Below are 15,977 nucleotides of genomic sequence, written 5' to 3'. Positions count from 1 at the left end.
TCAGTGAAATTGAAATCGCAGTGAAGATGCTGTGTACCCGCGGCTAGACGGAAAGACCCCGTGAACCTTTACTACAGCTTGGCACTGAACATTGAACCTACATGTGTAGGATAGGTGGGAGACTTTGAAGCAGCGACGCTAGTTGTTGTGGAGTCGTCCTTGAAATACCACCCTTGTAGTTTTGATGTTCTAACGTTGGCCCCTGAATCGGGGTTACGGACAGTGCCTGGTGGGTAGTTTGACTGGGGCGGTCTCCTCCCAAAGAGTAACGGAGGAGCACGAAGGTTGGCTAAGTACGGTCGGACATCGTACGGTTAGTGTAATGGTAGAAGCCAGCTTAACTGCGAGACAGACACGTCGAGCAGGTACGAAAGTAGGTCATAGTGATCCGGTGGTTCTGAATGGAAGGGCCATCGCTCAACGGATAAAAGGTACTCCGGGGATAACAGGCTGATACCGCCCAAGAGTTCATATCGACGGCGGTGTTTGGCACCTCGATGTCGGCTCATCACATCCTGGGGCTGAAGTCGGTCCCAAGGGTATGGCTGTTCGCCATTTAAAGTGGTACGCGAGCTGGGTTTAGAACGTCGTGAGACAGTTCGGTCCCTATCTGCCGTGGGCGTTTGAGAATTGAGAGGGGTTGCTCCTAGTACGAGAGGACCGGAGTGAACGAACCGCTGGTGTTCGGGTTGTCATGCCAATGGCATTGCCCGGTAGCTACGTTCGGAACTGATAAGCGCTGAAAGCATCTAAGCGCGAAGCAGGCCTCGAGATGATTTCTCACTAGACTTTTAAAGTCTCTGAAGGGCCGTTGAAGACTACAACGTTGATAGGCAAGATGTGGAAGTGGTGTGAGCCATTAAGCTAACTTGTACTAATTACCCGTGAGGCTTAACCATACAACGCCAAACGCGTTTTGTGACAGAAACAAGCGACAGAAGTTAATAGCTAAAGTAGATAAATACTTAGACTTAAAAAATATTATCAGAATTTTCCAAATTTATGAGGTGACTCTTAGCGCGTAGCGTTAACATTGAGGCACCTTGCGCAAAGGAAAAAGAAGCACTACGTGCTTGTCCTTACTCCTTTGCACCTAATTTGCTTGGTAACCATAGCGTTTTGGACCCACCTGACCCCATGCCGAACTCAGTAGTGAAACGAAACAGCGCCGATGATAGTGTAGCATTTGCTATGTGAAAGTAGGACATTGCCAGGCTCCAAATTCAGTCGAAGGACTTAAAGCTTAATAAATAAAAATAAGAAAATTGAACAGAATTTTCTTGGTAACCATAGCGTTTTGGACCCACCTGACCCCATGCCGAACTCAGTAGTGAAACGAAACAGCGCCGATGATAGTGTAGCATTTGCTATGTGAAAGTAGGACATTGCCAGGATTCAAATTAAAGAAACCCGTTACAGCGATGTAACGGGTTTTTTTCTGTCTGGGGTTTAGTAAATAACCAAGAGCCCACGCCAAACTCAGTAGTCAAACAAAACAGCTTGAAGGCGAGCCCCGGCCAACGATAATGTAGCATTTGCTATTTGACCCTCCACCGCTGTGGGCACTATGACATTACCAGGATTCAAATTAAAGAAATCCGTTACAGCGATGTAATGGGTTTTTTGCTGTCTGGGGTTTAATAAAAAGCCAAGATCTCATGCTAACTCAGTCTTTGTAATGCCCGCGCTTGTAAATTCTTTGAGCCATAACATTCATATCCTTATAAAAAGCTAAGCCATTATAGGCAAAGCCACGGCGCACATCCTGCTGAGTGTAATCAGTTTATAGCCCCGCAAAATGATTAAGGCTTATTGCGGATTAGTATTGCTTTGATATAGAAAATATCACTTTGAAAATAAACATTAAGTTCATGCTTATCTGCTATTTTATTCATGTAACATAGCTAGGCGTGCAGAAGTTGTGCGTGTTAAAATCAAATTTTTATAAATGCCAAAATAGAGGTGTCAATTGCCCACTGCTGATTACCAAACTGTACTAGATGAAATAGCACACGAGGTGCGCCCTTTGTTATCACAAGGTAAGGTTGCGGACTATATACCTGCACTTGCTGAGGTTTCTAGCGAGCAGTTTTCTATTGCTATTTATACCACTGATGGCGAAACCATTTGTGCGGGGGATTGCTCAAAACGTTTTACTATTCAGTCAGTTTCTAAAGTAATGACACTTACAATGGCGCTACAGCGCTATGGCGACGAGCTATGGCATCGGGTAGGTAAAGAGCCCTCAGGAACCGCGTTTAATTCTCTTACGCAGTTAGAGTTCGAAAAAGGCGTACCACGTAACCCTTTCATTAATGCTGGCGCGATTGTGACGTGCGATGCTTTGTACAGTCGATTATCCGCACCTCGCCACTCAATGCTTGAAACGTTTAGGTTACTTGCAGGTAATAGTGCAATAGTGATTGATAAAAAAGTGGCCAATTCTGAGTACGAGTTTAGGCATAGAAATGCGGCAATGGCGCATTTAATGAAGTCGTTTGGTAATTTTGAGAATGACGTCGATGACGTACTTTGGTCTTACTTCAATTTTTGTGCAATTGAGCTTAACTGTATTGAGTTAGCTAGAGCGTATAACTTTTTAGCGAATAAAGGGGTTGATTACAGCTCGGGTAAGCGCGTTTTGAGTAGTCGCCAGAATAAACAATTAAATTCGATTTTATTCACCAGCGGCTTATATGATGCGGCAGGTGACTTTGGCTACAGAGTGGGTATGCCGGGTAAGTCGGGTGTGTCAGGCACTATATTAGCGGTATTACCGGGTAAGTTTACAGTGGCAGTATATTCACCAGGGCTTAATGAATTTGGTAACTCGGTGGCGGGGATAGCAGCATTAGAGCTGCTATCTAAAAAGCTCGATATTTCGATTTTCTAAAATACCGCAATAGGGAGCACGTAAAGCTCCCTATTTATTGGTCCCAGTACACTTGCTCAAGGCAGTCTTCGCGCTCTGGTAACCCACGTGATAAACGTGGAGAGTGCTGCACTAATACCTCGTAACTTGCGCGGTTAGCGTACTTACTAATTTGTGCAAGAGAAGAGTAGGTAATGGCCTTTTGTTCGTGTTTTGCTGAGTTAGCGACATTTAACTTATGATAAACGTTTGCTGATAAATCGTGTAACACGGCAGCCAACGCACAATCGCCAGCACCATTGGTGTTTTTGATTGAATCAGGCCCCCCCATGAATGGCGCCGTATGGCTATACGCTTTTATCGGGTTTTCGCAATCGGATTTTTTCATTGCACGAGAAAACTCATAGCGATTAAAATCGGCAATGGCACCTGGTAAAAGTGGGTACTCGGTTGCACGTTTAAAGCTCTCATCAACGTAACCGGCCATAAATAAGCCTTTTTCGCCAGCGGTACAAATAACTAAGTCTACCCAGTCAAGTGCTTTGTCTGCGGCTAATAGCGGGTCTTCAAAGCCAGTAATTGCTAACCCTTCTTCTTCGTTCATGGCAAGTATATCGACATGCTCGTTTACAAAGTTAGCCCACCAGGTTGGATCTTGCTCAATTAAAAACTTAGTGCCGAGTGTTAAAACTACCGGTACACCTGCATCGTTAGCGTATTTAACTGCTTGCATGGTTGCTTCAGTCATTGTTTCATCACCCTGTGTACGCATTAGGTAGGCGCTGATCACAAGTGCTGATGACTGCTCAATTAAGTGTTTATCGATAGACTCAGGCTTTAAGTGATTCATTAAACCGGCGCTAATTGCGAATGTACGCTCGCCTGTTTCATCAATTAAGGTAAAACAACGGCCAATAGGGCCATCTACTGGTTGTAAATAGTCTAAATCAACGCGGCTTGATGTGTTACATAAAAAGCGGTAGGCATAGCTGCCAATTTTTATGTTTTCACTCATAACACCGAGCAATACTGAACGGTCATCTGCTAGTACAGAGTAGTTATGCATTGTGTTACCAATGGTGCCACCGGCAAATTCGTAATCAACCATGTCGTTTAGTTTTAAACGGTCGTAAAGTGCGTTAGTAATATCGCTATCAATAACTTGCGACATTCCTCGGCGAAGTTGAAACTCGTCTAAAAAAGCCTGATCGACTTTGGCCTCAATATCAACAACGATCTGATCGATACCCGTAATGTAGCTACGTTGTAATCGCTCAGTTGCGTTTAGCTGATTAGTAAGTGGATCTTTAGCTTCCACTGGAAAATAATGTTTATGTCTGCGGCGTCCAGGAAATTTCATTTGCTACCTGTGTTGTGAGCTAAATAAAAAAAGCGTGAGATTATAGCGTAAATCACACTCTATGAGCCACGATAAACCACATTATTTTGTTTTATTTTTGCAATAATTAAATCAATTACGCATTTTAAACAGGCAAGTTGATATAATACCGAAAGAAAATTTATTTAAAGTAAGCACTATGAACGATCTTAAAAGCGATGAGTATTGGATGGAGCAGGCATTAGTTTATGCCAATAAGGCGCAGCAATTGGGCGAAATTCCGGTAGGAGCTGTCCTTGTTAAAGATAACACGCTTATTGCAGCGGGTTATAATCGTTCAATTACTGATAACGACCCCTCTGCGCACGCTGAAATGATTGCAGTTCGTGAAGGAGGGAGAGCTTTAAATAATTACCGTTTAATTGATTGCACTTTGTACGTTACGTTAGAGCCGTGCTCTATGTGTGCCGGGCTGTTAGTGCATAGCAGAATAAAGCGGCTTGTGTACGGTGCGCCAGATGCTAAAACAGGCTCGGCTGGGTCTATTATGAACTTATTGCAAGAGCCTAGGCTGAACCATCAGGTAGAAGTATTAGGTGGGGTGCTTGGTCAAACCTGTGGGAGTACTATTTCGGCGTTTTTTAAACAACGCCGAGAACAAATTAAAGCGGCTAAAAAAGCAGCTCGACAAATTAGTGACTAGTTAGCCTTATCTGAATCTACTTCTATCATTTGCTGCATTGCAAACATACGACGACGCCAAATAATTTTTTTATGTAAGTTACGTAGCATAATACGACGTCTGGTGGCTGTTGAATGAATAATATTGCGTTTTAGTTTTTGCGTGCGTCTACGTTTTAGCATGTGTTCTCCTAATGCGTGAGAGTGAGAAAGGCACAAGATATATATTAAAAATCAGTTAAATATACTATAAACACACATTAGTGATCATTTCATGACAAGTAAACAGATTTTTAATTTAGTTACTACAGTGGTTAAGCCTGAAGGGGAAATTAGCGCCTGCTAAAACGAGGAAAGAATCGTTTAATGCCCACATTTTAATGTTTCACAGGCCTGAGCAGCCCATTTAATAACGTAAATATAAACGCTTTACTGAGACTGCTGCGTGTTATTTTCACCTTGCTTACTTTTTTCTTCAGGTGAAAGCGAAGGGGTAGGTTCGGTTTTATCGTTGTTTATAGGCTCTTTGCTTGGTTGAGCTGCTTTTTCAACTTTAGGTGCTTCAGGTTCTGATTCAGGTTCTGATTCAGGTTCTGGCTCTAGGGCATTATTTTCATCAAGCCATACAAGTGCATCGTAATACCTGCGAATGTTATCAACATATTTTACCGCAACATCGCCACGCGCATAGCCGTAACGGGTTTTACGGTAATAACGTTTTTTGATTAAAAGTGGTAAGCGCTTTTTAACATCGGCCCATTTATCAGGGCTCGCCCCTTGTTGTTCAGTAATAATGCGCGCGTCGTTAACGTGCCCCCATCCTACATTATAGGCTGCCAGTGCAAGCCAAGTTCTATCAGGCTGCGGGATTCTATCGGGGATGCGTTTAACGAGCTTAGCTAAGTATTTAGCTCCGCCACGGATGTTTTGCTCTGGCTCTAACCTATTTGTTACGCCCACCTGTTTAGCGGTACTGCGTGTCAGCATCATAATGCCTCTTACACCTGTAGGCGATTTAGCGCGAGGGTTCCACATAGATTCCTGGTAGCTAAGCGCAGCAAGTAAGCGCCAGTCAAGGCTACCTGCATATTGCTCAAACCAAGGCCTGTAAGTGGGAAGTGTTTCTTTTATAGCCTCTATGTATGCAAGCGTATTAACGTAGTTAAACTGGCGTACGTGTCCAAAGTACTTTTCCTCAAGCACATACAGTTGGTTACTTTGTTTTACGTCACCAAAAAAGGGCACTAGCAGTGCATAAAGCGAATCATCTTTTGATTTATTAAGGATCCAAGCTATGGGGTCATTTCGGGTAACTGAAAAGCCAATACTTAAATTTGGGTGGTAACGTCTAAACAGCGAAAGCGTGTGTGAGTCGGCGAGGGTGTAATCTATTTCGCCATCGATAACGGCTTGTAAAAGCTCCTCTTCATCGAGTTCTTCGGTTTCTTGCCAAGTTAAATCTGGGTTACTCTTTTTTATTTTTTGTAAGGTTAAAGAGTGGCTACTTTTGGCTATAACTGTAAAGTTTCCATCAAGGTCGTCAAATTCACGTGGGCGAACTCGACCTTGTTTATAAACCAACTTTTGGCTAATTGTTCTGTAAGTGGGGCCATAGCGGTATTGCTGTGCACGCACTTTGTTGTAGGTAAGTCCTGAGGCTATTAAGTCTAAATCACCACTTTCAAGGCGCTCAAACATATCGGATAAATTAAAAAACGGCACTATTTCTAGTTCAACACCTAGGTAGTCGGCAAAAGCTTGAGATAGCTCGTATTCAAAACCTTGCTCGCCTTGCACGGCTTGATAATAGTTGCTAGCACTGGCAAGGGTACCTACACGTATTTTATTTTGTGCTTTAATTTGGGCAAGTTGAGTTTGTTGCTCCTGCATATTACACGCACACAACAACATAACTAAAGTGATGATAATTATTAGCTTTTCTTTCAACATTAACCGCCCCATAAAGCTCATACCCCGTTATACCAAAACTTCACTATGGCGTCACTTAGCGTTTAGCTTTTATTGGTAATTTTGCTGCTGTTTATATAAATAAAAAGTTAATTTTCTGAAAAGCGCAATTTGGAGTTAAAACTCGGTGCTACATAGACTATAATGCCCGCCTAAAATATCGTTCAATCCCTAACCCCGGATGAAATTATCTATGTTGATCCTTCGTGGTGCACCAGCACTTTCAGAGTTCAGAGTTAATAAAATTTTAGCGCGTTGCAAACTATCGCAACTTCCAGTCACCAATGTATATGCCGAGTATGCACATTTTGCCGATTTAACCTCGCCTTTGAGTGTTGATGAGCAAACTAAGCTTGAAAAACTACTTACTTACGGTCCAACTATTGCCGAGCATACCCCAGCTGGCACACTTATTTTAGTTACCCCTCGCCCTGGCACCATTTCACCATGGGCATCTAAAGCAACTGACATAGCGCATAACTGTGGCCTTAAACAAGTTCACCGTGTTGAGCGTGGTATTGCTTATTACGTAGAAGGTGAACTAAGTGCAGAGCAGCTTGCTCAAGTAACGGCGTTATTACACGACCGTATGACTGAGGCAACGCATAGCGAACTTGCTTCTGCAGCGCAGTTATTCCGCAATGACTCACCTCGCGAAATGTCATCAGTTGACATTTTAGGTGGCGGGCGCGAAGCATTGGCTGCGGCAAACGTTGAACAAGGTTTTGCGCTTGCTGATGACGAGATAGACTACTTAGTAGAAAACTTTAAAAAGTTAGGCCGTAACCCTAACGACATAGAGTTATTTATGTTTGCGCAAGCAAACTCAGAGCATTGCCGTCATAAAATATTTAATGCTGATTGGACAATCGATGGTATTGAGCAGCCTAAATCACTGTTTAAAATGATCAAAAATACATTTGAGCACAATCCTGAAAATGTGCTGTCGGCGTACAAAGATAACGCAGCAGTAATGAAGGGCTCAAAAGCGGGTCGTTTCTTCCCGAATGCGCAAGGTGAATATGCGTATCATCAAGAAGACATAGAAATTTTAATGAAGGTAGAAACCCATAACCACCCAACAGCTATAGCACCATTTTCTGGTGCGGCTACAGGCTCAGGTGGTGAAATTCGCGATGAAGGCGCAACAGGCCGCGGCTCTAAGCCAAAAGCGGGTTTAGTTGGTTTTACTGTTTCTAACTTACGTATTCCAGGTTACGAGCAACCGTGGGAAAGCGACTTTGGTAAACCTAATCGTATCGTAAATGCGCTTGATATTATGATGGACGGCCCTTTAGGCGGCGCGGCATTTAATAATGAGTTTGGACGTCCTAACTTATTAGGTTACTTCCGTACCTACGAAGAAAAAGTAACAAGCCACAATGGTGAAGAGGTGCGTGGTTACCACAAGCCTATTATGCTTGCCGGTGGTTTAGGTAATATTCGTGCTGATCATGTTCAAAAAGGGGATATTCCAGTAGGTGCAAAACTTATTGCACTAGGTGGCCCTGCAATGAACATTGGTTTAGGCGGCGGTGCAGCGTCAAGCATGGCATCGGGCCAATCAAACGAAGATTTAGATTTTGCTTCTGTACAGCGTGAAAACCCAGAAATGGAACGCCGTTGCCAAGAAGTGATCGATAAGTGTTGGCAACTAGGGGATGAAAACCCAATTGCGTTTATACACGATGTAGGCGCCGGTGGTTTATCGAATGCGTTTCCTGAGCTTGTAGATGATGGTGGCCGTGGTGGTAAATTCCAACTACGTGATATTCCTAACGATGAGCCGGGCATGGCCCCACACGAAATTTGGTGTAACGAATCGCAAGAACGTTATGTACTGGCTGTTGCTGTTGAAGACTTTGATCGCTTTGAAGCCATTTGTAAGCGCGAACGTGCGCAGTACGCAGTAATAGGTGAAGCCACAGAAGAGCGCCACTTGACTGTTGCCGACAGCCACTTTGATAACAGCCCTGTTGATTTGCCGCTTGATGTATTATTAGGTAAAGCACCTAAAATGCATCGCGATGTAACTTCAAAGCAAGTTACCGGTAAGGCAATTGATGCAGAGTCGATTGATATAGCTGAGGCTGCTCAGCGTTTATTACGCTTACCTACTATTGCAGAAAAAACATTCTTAATTACTATTGGTGACCGCTCGGTTACCGGTTTAGTAGCACGGGATCAAATGGTGGGCCCTTGGCAAGTACCTGTGGCTAACTGTGCAGTTACCGCAGCAACGTACGACACTTACCACGGTGAAGCTATGTCACTGGGTGAGCGCACGCCGGCAGCACTATTAAATTACGGTGCATCGGCGCGTTTAGCCGTGGCAGAGTCACTAACCAATATTGCCTGTGCCAACATTGGTAGCCTAGAGAACATTAAGCTATCGGCTAACTGGATGGCTGCAGCAGGTCATCCTGGTGAAGACGCCGGCCTTTACGAAGCTGTAAAAGCGGTAGGCGAAGAGCTTTGTCCTGCGCTTGGTTTAACTATACCTGTGGGTAAGGATTCTATGTCGATGAAAACGACATGGAAAAACGAGGATGATAGTGCTGAGCAATCAGTTACTTCTCCGTTATCACTTATTATTACTGCTTTTGGCCGTGTTGACGACGTGCGTAAAACAGTGACTCCGCAGTTACGTACTGATAAAGGCGATACATCACTTATTTTAGTTGACTTAGGCGCGGGTAAAAATCGACTGGGCGCATCTAGCCTAGCACAGGTTTACAAGCAGCTTGGTGATATTACTCCAGATGTTGACAGCCCTGAGTTACTGAAAGGCTTTTACAATGCCATGCAAGCACTTGTCGCGGATAGCAAGCTACTTGCCTATCATGACCGCTCAGACGGTGGTTTATTTACTACGGTAACTGAAATGGCGTTTGCTGGGCACACCGGTGTGACTGTTGATTTAGCTGGTTTAACCGGGACAGATCTAGAAGCACTTTATAACGAAGAGCTTGGCGCGGTAATTCAAGTTGCTAACAGCGATTTAGATGCCGTAAATGCTGTATTTGAACAACACGGTGTAGCTGCAATTAGCCACGTGATTGGCTCACTTAATAGCGACGATAGCATTGTATTTAAGCGCGGTGAGCAAACAGTACTTAATCATAGTCGTACTGAATTACGTACTATTTGGGCCGAAACAACGTACCAAATGCAAGCACGTCGTGATAACCCTGATTGTGCTAAGCAAGAGTTTGATGCCAAGTTTGATGCAAAAGATCCAGGCTTAAACGTAAAACTTAACTTTGACTTAAACGAAGATATAGCCGCACCGTACATCGCAACGGGCGCTAAGCCGCAAATGGCTATTTTACGTGAGCAAGGCGTTAACTCGCATTTAGAAATGGCTGCTGCGTTTAACCGTGCTGGTTTTGCCGCTGTTGATGTACACATGAGCGATATCCTCGAAGGGCGTTTAACCCTTGAGCAATTTAAAGGCTTAGTGGCATGTGGTGGTTTCTCTTATGGTGACGTATTAGGCGCCGGTGAAGGCTGGGCTAAGTCTATATTGTTTAACGATATGGCACGTGATCAGTTCCAAAACTTCTTCCACCGTGAAGACACCTTTAGCTTAGGTGTGTGTAATGGTTGTCAAATGTTATCAACATTGAAAGAGTTAATTCCGGGTACTGAGCATTGGCCACGTTTTGTAACAAATAAGTCAGAGCGTTTTGAAGCTCGCTTTAGCTTAGTTGAAATACAAGAAAACCCGTCTGTGTTCTTCAGTGGAATGGCTGGGTCGCGTATGCCAATTGCTGTATCTCATGGTGAAGGCCATGCAGAATTTGCAAACGATGCCGCCACTAAAGCTGCGCTTGAAAGCGGCACTGTTGCGGTTAAATTTGTAGATAACTACGGTAACCCGACAACGCAATATCCGGCTAACCCGAATGGTTCACCAGAGGGTATTACCGGTATTACCTCTACTGATGGCCGTGCCACTGTAATGATGCCGCATCCTGAGCGTGTATTCCGCGCTGTTGCTAACTCGTGGCACCCAGATGAGTGGAAAGAGGATAGCCCATGGATGCGTATGTTCCGCAACGTACGTAAAAATGTAGGTTAAAAACGACATATACAAGTTAGATTCATAATCTAGCTGTAAAATAAAAAAGGCTGCACTGTGCAGCCTTTTTTGATTGCGTAGATTTAAAATTACGATAGTTTGTAAAGTATAAATAAAAGCTTATAAGGACAGTATGTTAAAGCGCGTTGGTTTAATTATGGGTGCTGTATTGCTAAGTATAGTTTTGCTTGGCTATATATTTCGTTTGCCACTATTACAATGGGTTGTAGCGCCTGAGCTTGAAAGAGCAGGTGTTACCTTAAGCTGCTTAGATTTCTCGCTTACGAGTAAGTTAAATGTGCACGTACAAAAAGCCTGTTTAAGTTACCAAAATCAAGAGTTTGCTCTTACAGGCATTACTGCTAATACTAAGCATGTTAAAGTTAAACACGCAGTACTTAATGTAAATCCATTTCCTCAAACTAGTAAAACAAGCACTGCTGCCACAATTTTAGATTTAGCGCTTCCTAAAAAAAGGCCAACAATTACAGTTGAGCATTTAACTATACACAGTGCGCTTTTAAAGCGCCCGCTAATGCTAAATATCACCGAGCCCACGCTTAACCAGTTTGTAGTCAATGGTGATTTAAACGCAAGCGCAACGCTTTACAATAATAAGGTACAAGGACAGCTTAAAATAAATGATGGATTATTGAAGCAACTACTTAAAACAGATAATGAGTTATTAAGTGGACTTAGCTTTAATGCAGCGCAGGCATTTAGCTTTAACGGAGTAGAGGCAAGCCTAACTGGTGATTTACAAGCCCAGTATGACTATAAAATACAAAGCTGCGATATAACAAACAGCTCCAAAGGTGTGCTAAGTGCTACCTATAATTTAAATAGCCAAAACCTTGAGCTTGACCCAAGCACGCTTAAAAACAATGTAAAACTTAGTAATAACTGCCAATCTCTTATTCCTGAAAATGCCTACAAGTCATTTGCTGTAAAGCAGCTTCCACTTAATTGGCAGTGGGCTTTAGCTAAACCAATTAGCGTTGCAAATAACAACCTAACTTTACCGTTAATAACGCTCAAAAGTGCAGAGCAAGCCAAGCAAAATATAGATATAACGGTTACAGATACGTTTTTAAATACTGCAGCACCGTTACAAAGTGCACGCACACAGCTAAAAGTACAACTACATACAGATGAAATAGACGCTATAACGCTAAATACGCAGCTTAAAAACGCTCAATTAAGCGGTAATTACGATATTGCGCTTACCGCTTTGCCTGAATTTTTACCGGCTGAGGCTAATAATATTAAAGCCAAGGGGGACTTTACAGTCACTCAACTTATTGACTTTAAGCCCGAAGGGAACGCACGTATTGAGTTTAGCGTTGATAGCGCAGCTGCTTATGGCAGCACTCTTAACGGCTACACAGGTAACCTTGAAGCAAGTATGAATGAAAAGCTCGATGCAAAAGTAACGCTTAAAAGTAAGCTTAAAAGCGTGCAATACAACGAATATAAACTCACCGGTATTAATAACACCCTTAATGCAAGAGCAAACTTAGGTGTGGGTGAGTTATTTGCTCACTTAAATGCAAACACTCAAATAAATACACTCATTAGTCCAAATATCGATTTAAATACAATAAACGTAACGTCAACCGGGCTGCAAAGTCGTGCGCTTAAAGCGTCTCATCATGTATTTGCAAATGGTGTTGAGCTGGTGGCCAATCATCATGTTTCAAAGGTAGCGCATCCGTTTGAAGTGATTATACCGCAGCAAAGTGTGCTTTCGTTAAATTCAATCGTTAGCCAATTTGAGCCGTTAGCTCAGCTAACCCAAGGAAAATTGGGTGGGCGTATAAGTGGTGATGTGAATTTACAAAAAGCAAATTTTACTTTAACGATGACTGATACCAGTGCACTGTATAACGACTACTTAGCTAATCAATTTAGTATGCAGCTAGGTGGGCAGTACGATTCAGGGCAGCTTAATGTTGCCCCTACTACCTTTAATCTTAATGAATTACGTGCAGGCGCTGTAGTTAAAAGTATCACTGGTAATATTAAAGTGGTTAATAATAGCACGCAGGCCTTTGATGTTGAAGGCGATATTTTTGGTGGTAAATTTTCTTTAGATAAATACACGCTTTTAAAGCAGCAGCAAACAGCTAATGTTACGTTTGAAAATGTTGATGCCAGTAAATTAATAACGCTTGACGATAAGTCGGGTATTACCCTAACTGGTAGGTTAAAAGGGTCGTTGCCGTTTTATTTTGATGACACAGGGGTTGAGGTAAAAAATGGCAGCCTAGCCAATCAAGGCCAAGGTAAGCTTATTATTAGTAATAACGAAGCATTTGACGCTGTTATGCGCCAGCAACAAGAGTTACAACCTGTGCTTGGGTTGCTAAAAAACCTTGATATACAAAAACTTAATAGTACAGTGGCGCTTAAAAGTGATGGCTGGTTAAACTTAGGTGTTAACTTACAAGGCTTTAATGAGCCAGAGCAGCAACAAGTTAACTTTAATTATAATCACGAAGAAAACGTGTTTACGTTGCTAAGAGCGCTTAGACTGAGCGACGAAATAACGCAAAAAGTTGAGCAGCAATACTCTAAAAAAGGAAACTAATGATGAAAAATTTGTTGAGCATTAAGGCCGTTATTGCACTTGCTGCTATTAGCGCTTTAAGCGCGTGTACCCACAGAGTAGAGGTGGCAGCGAAAGAGCCGATAACGATCAATCTAAATGTAAAAGTAGATCACGAAATTCGAGTAAAAGTTGATAAAGAACTCGATAACTTATTCAGTGACGACAGTGAATTATTTTAGGAGCTAAATGATGACTATAAAAAATAAATTAAGTATTGCTACTCTAGCAAGTGCGGTATGTTTGTCGTTTTCGGCGTGGGCTATTAGTTTAGATGATGCTAAAAACCAAGGCTTAGTGGGTGAAGATAGCTCAGGTTACTTAGGGCTTGTGGTACAAAACAGCGAGGCAAAAGCCGTGGTTGAGGAAATTAACGCTAAACGTAAAGCACAGTATTTAAAGTTGGCTAAAAAGAACGATTTATCGCTGGCACAAGTAGAAGCACTCGCAGCAGCTAAAACAATCGAAAAGACCAAAAGTGGCCACTATATTGAAGTGAATGGTAACTGGATTAAAAAGTAATACAGCAGCTAAACATATTACTTAAAACCGAGCGTTTAGGCGCTCGGTTTTTTTATATTTGCTAAAAGTTGCTGCCAAAAGTCGAATCCTTTGCGCCTTGCAAGCTTTATATTGTGCTCTGGTATAGATTCAGGCTCGTTATAGTTAACAAGCGCTTCGCTCATACTCAGTTCGCGAATTAAATGCAGTGTAGGGTAGGGGGCTCGGTTAGTGTAATTTGCCGCATCATCTTCATCGCTGTCGGCAAATACGTAATCGGGATGAAAATTAGCAATTTGGTATTTACCTTCAAACCCTTGTGCTACCAGTAAGGCATTGGCTAAATCGACTAAATCTAAAAAGTCTTCAAAATCGCTAAAGCCGTTATCAAACAGTATTAATGTGGTTTCGCGCTCTGGGTTTTGATCAAGCTGCACACACTGCTCTAGCATGTCCATTACAGCGTCATCAATTTTTGTTGCAGGGCTAAGCACATAATGAATACAGTTATTTTCTACTTCTTTACGGGCAAATGGGCAAAAGTTATATTTTACAATAACGGATGACACCCACTCGCGGGTTTGGGCGATTGCTTGATGAGTCATGCTTTTGGCTCTAAATACTGATTTATAATGGTTAATGTTTTTTCAATGGCGCCTTGGTTTTTTACTACACATTGCTGCGCTTTAATACCCAAGCTTTGGCACGCTTTGGTGTTTTGGCTTAAATTAATTAATTGTTTAGCAAGCTCATCGGTATTTTCAACAACGACAGCCCCTTTAAGTTTAATTAGCTCAGGGTAGATATGATCAAAATTATACGTATGTGGGCCTGTAATAACACCAACCGAAAAAGCAGCAGCTTCTAGTGGGTTGTGCCCACCTCGGCGAATTAAACTGCCGCCTATGTAACTTACATTCGCTGCGCCATATAAACACTGTAGTTCGCCCAGTGTATCAGCTAATAGTACTTGCTCGTTTTGATAGTTATTGTTGCTGCGACGACTAAAGCTAAGTAGGCTTTGAGTTAACGTATCGGCTACTTTATCAAATTGCTCTGGGTGGCGCGGTGCAATAACTAAAAGTGCATTAGGGTATTTTTTTAATAGCTGCTGATGGGCGTTTAATATCATTTCGTGTTCAAGCGGGTGAGTAGAGCCTGCCACCCATACAAAACGTTCTTTGGTTTTATATTCGGCTTTAAGATTTGCTACTTTAGTTAGTTGCTCATTGTTTGGCGTAATGTCGAACTTTATTGAGCCTGTAACACGGCTTTTTGAAGGGGGTAAACCAAGTTCAATAAAGCGCTTAGCATCATTTTTATTATGACTTGCAAGCACTGAAATTGAACGCATAATTATATGCGTTAATCCTGCCACCTTTTGATACCCCTGTTGCGATTTTTCGCTTAGGCGAGCATTAAGCACTAATACCGGTATATTCATTTTATGGCTTATTGCCATTAAATTAGGCCACAGCTCAGTTTCTAAAATACACAGTGCTTGTGGATTTACGCGCTTTAAAAATCGAGCGCTCGAACCTGCAAAGTCTATAGGTAAATAACAACACGCCACGGTATTTTTAAATTGTTCACTAATTTGCGCACGCCCGGTAGGAGTATTGCAGGTAATAAGTATATTAAGCTGCGGGTGTTGTTTTTGCAGAGCTTTAATCAGTGGCGCTGCAGCAAGGACCTCACCTACAGAAGCGCAGTGGAACACAACCGGTTTAGCGCTATTATTAAATAAGTGTTTGCTAATAAAACCAAAGCGCCCTTTAAAGTGCGCGCGGTAGCCTTTATTTTTTTTACCTCTTAGTACATACAAGTAAAATACAATCAGTGGGCTAATTAAAATTAAAGCGAGTGAGTAAAAAATGCGTGCCATACTGAACTTTTATTAAGGTAAGTGGCGCTAGTTTAACGC

The 15,977-nt window shown here is 42.4% G+C and carries 11 protein-coding genes and 3 rRNA genes (1 of these 14 cut by a window edge); 9 read left to right on the top strand and 5 right to left on the bottom strand.

Translation table 11 applies throughout. The features are described 5' to 3' along the window. The 4 genes from SJY38_RS10855 to glsB all read left to right on the top strand — a co-directional run. Positions 1–899, top strand: a 23S ribosomal RNA gene (locus SJY38_RS10855); it begins 1,988 nt to the left of the window's first position. Between the two features lie 202 nt (positions 900–1,101). After that, a 5S ribosomal RNA gene (gene rrf / locus SJY38_RS10850) occupies positions 1,102–1,216 on the top strand. A 63-nt stretch (positions 1,217–1,279) separates the two neighbouring features. After that, positions 1,280–1,394 (top strand): 5S ribosomal RNA (gene rrf, locus SJY38_RS10845). A 575-nt stretch (positions 1,395–1,969) separates the two neighbouring features. After that, positions 1,970–2,893 carry a glutaminase B gene (glsB, locus tag SJY38_RS10840; RefSeq protein WP_004588579.1) on the top strand — a complete coding sequence of 308 codons (924 nt, stop codon included), beginning with the start codon at positions 1,970–1,972 and terminating at the stop codon, positions 2,891–2,893. Positions 2,894–2,927: 34 nt separating this feature from the next. Here the strand turns inward: glsB and SJY38_RS10835 are convergent, their stop codons facing one another. Further along, complete coding sequence (locus SJY38_RS10835) at positions 2,928–4,232, bottom strand: inosine/guanosine kinase (protein ID WP_004588578.1); 1,305 nt, start codon at positions 4,230–4,232, stop codon at positions 2,928–2,930. Positions 4,233–4,410: 178 nt separating this feature from the next. On the opposite strand from SJY38_RS10835, the gene tadA reads away from it, so the two are divergent. Beyond that, the gene (gene tadA, locus SJY38_RS10830; protein WP_004588577.1) at positions 4,411–4,914 is read left to right on the top strand and encodes a tRNA adenosine(34) deaminase TadA; all 504 of its coding nucleotides are present in this window, start codon (positions 4,411–4,413) and stop codon (positions 4,912–4,914) included. Here tadA and SJY38_RS10825 read toward each other — a convergent pair. Further along, positions 4,911–5,075 (bottom strand): hypothetical protein, encoded by a 165-nt coding sequence (locus SJY38_RS10825; RefSeq protein ID WP_004588576.1) that lies wholly within the window; start codon positions 5,073–5,075, stop codon positions 4,911–4,913. The two genes, tadA and SJY38_RS10825, sit on opposite strands and share 4 nt — an antisense overlap. Positions 5,076–5,321: 246 nt before the next feature. Next, positions 5,322–6,842, bottom strand: a complete 1,521-nt coding sequence (gene mltF / locus SJY38_RS10820; RefSeq protein WP_377109740.1) for a membrane-bound lytic murein transglycosylase MltF — start codon at positions 6,840–6,842, stop codon at positions 5,322–5,324. A 211-nt stretch (positions 6,843–7,053) separates the two neighbouring features. Between mltF and purL the strand changes: the two genes are divergently transcribed. The 4 genes from purL to SJY38_RS10800 all read left to right on the top strand — a co-directional run bounded on the left by purL (position 7,054) and on the right by SJY38_RS10800 (position 14,074). Then, positions 7,054–10,944, top strand: coding sequence for a phosphoribosylformylglycinamidine synthase (gene purL / locus SJY38_RS10815; RefSeq protein ID WP_377109739.1), 3,891 nt, complete (start codon positions 7,054–7,056; stop codon positions 10,942–10,944). A 133-nt stretch (positions 10,945–11,077) separates the two neighbouring features. Continuing rightward, a complete protein-coding gene (locus SJY38_RS10810) occupies positions 11,078–13,534 on the top strand; it encodes a YdbH domain-containing protein (protein ID WP_377109737.1) in 2,457 nt (818 codons plus the stop codon). A gap of 2 nt (positions 13,535–13,536) precedes the next feature. Further along, positions 13,537–13,734: a YnbE family lipoprotein gene (locus SJY38_RS10805; protein WP_004588572.1), complete on the top strand. Its 198-nt coding sequence runs from the start codon at positions 13,537–13,539 to the stop codon at positions 13,732–13,734. Between the two features lie 10 nt (positions 13,735–13,744). Further along, entirely contained in the window at positions 13,745–14,074 is a 330-nt protein-coding gene (locus SJY38_RS10800; RefSeq protein ID WP_377110210.1) for a YdbL family protein, read from the top strand. A gap of 35 nt (positions 14,075–14,109) precedes the next feature. Here SJY38_RS10800 and SJY38_RS10795 read toward each other — a convergent pair whose 3' ends face one another. Then, positions 14,110–14,658: a DUF1415 domain-containing protein gene (locus SJY38_RS10795; RefSeq protein ID WP_377109736.1), complete on the bottom strand. Its 549-nt coding sequence runs from the start codon at positions 14,656–14,658 to the stop codon at positions 14,110–14,112. Then, entirely contained in the window at positions 14,655–15,938 is a 1,284-nt protein-coding gene (waaA, locus tag SJY38_RS10790; RefSeq protein ID WP_377109735.1) for a lipid IV(A) 3-deoxy-D-manno-octulosonic acid transferase, read from the bottom strand. The genes SJY38_RS10795 and waaA overlap by 4 nt, the downstream gene beginning before the upstream one ends. Positions 15,939–15,977 lie beyond the last annotated feature (39 nt).

This window comes from Pseudoalteromonas sp. R86517, from assembly GCF_042466295.1.
In the GTDB taxonomy this organism is placed as follows: Bacteria; Pseudomonadota; Gammaproteobacteria; order Enterobacterales; family Alteromonadaceae; genus Pseudoalteromonas; species Pseudoalteromonas atlantica.
Note: the sequence above shows the minus strand (reverse complement) of the source record. Positions and strands in the feature narration are given on the sequence as shown.